This window comes from Variovorax glucosi, from assembly GCF_051216695.1.
Taxonomy (GTDB): Bacteria; Pseudomonadota; Gammaproteobacteria; order Burkholderiales; family Burkholderiaceae_C; genus Variovorax.
On sequence record NZ_JBPJZE010000253.1, the window covers coordinates 1 to 1165 of the forward strand.

The following is a 1165-nucleotide window of genomic DNA, read 5'->3' on the forward strand; positions in this document are numbered from 1 at the left end:
GTTGCGCGCTATTAGGTAGCGCGAATCTCTTGAGAAAAAAAGCCACTTCAATCACCGGAGGTCAAGCAGTCTGCGCAACCTTGGCCTCACTAACTCAACGTTGGCACAACTGATGGAGACAGGTCAAAGTGACAAAACCGTCTAGAAACATTTTGGAAGTTCATCTCGCGCACGACCGGTCAAGGGAAATCCAGCATCAGTTCGGGGTCGATTTTTCGGGCACCACCATCCGGCGTTCTGCATTGCCGTCTCGCTTAGGCATGTGGGGCCTGGCCGCCGGACGCGATGTTCTACTTGCGCACGACGCGCCTTCCGTCGCGACACGCGAGGGCCTGCGGCTTATGGCTCACGAACTGGCGAACACGCTCCAGCACCAAATCCTTGCCGCGCCACTCGAGCGAGCTGTCCTGCTCGAAGATCCCGAACTGGAGGCCGAAGCTGATCGTTTTGCGGACGCGGTCGTAGCAACGCTTTGCGATGGTGCCGCTCCTGACTTTTCCGCGGTGCCATCGGCACCCGGACCGGCACCGTTGTCGAAGGGCTTGTTTCTGCAGGCCGCCTTCCGGCACAAGTTCGAGTTCATCCCTGCGGCACCCGTGCCTGCCGACTGGGCGTTTCTCGTCGCGAAGATAGCCAGCATTTTCGACACGTACGCGCGGGAGAAGCGCGCGCTAGCCGCCGTGGACCACCAAGTGATGCAGAATGCACTGGCACTAGGCGTGGGCGGGAACGCGCATCCCATTCTTCACGCATATGAAAAGGCGCACCTGCAGCACGGCAAGGACTGGCACGACCTCGCTAGCCTGCTGCTCAAGCGATGCGCCGGACAAATTCAATTCAGCGAAGATCCTTCGTCCGTCAATCTGATGCGCGATGATTCCATCCGGATCTTGGCGCGCCACTCCACGGTACGCGACGTCCAGAACACGCTCGTCGTGCTCGGCACAGTCACTTTCGGAAGTTTCCGGTTTCAGCCTATTGCTCCTCAACCCGCCGGAGTGCTGTCGCCCGTTTTTGAGCGCATCGCCAAACCAGGAAAACACTATATCTACGCTCCGAATACGAACAACTACGTTAGGCGCTTTGTCGCTCGCGGCCTCAACCAGTCGGACGCCCACAATCTCAACCTTGAACAAGACTTTCAGGCACCGCATCCAGGCATTGG

Annotated in this window: 1 protein-coding gene; it reads left to right on the top strand. The window is 58.6% G+C overall.

Going from position 1 to position 1165, the window contains the following annotated elements; all coding sequences use genetic code 11:
* Positions 1–152: 152 nt before the first annotated feature.
* Positions 153–1165 (top strand): eCIS core domain-containing protein (locus ACSFA3_RS24725; protein WP_435508006.1); only part of this gene is annotated, 1013 nt, incomplete at its 3' end.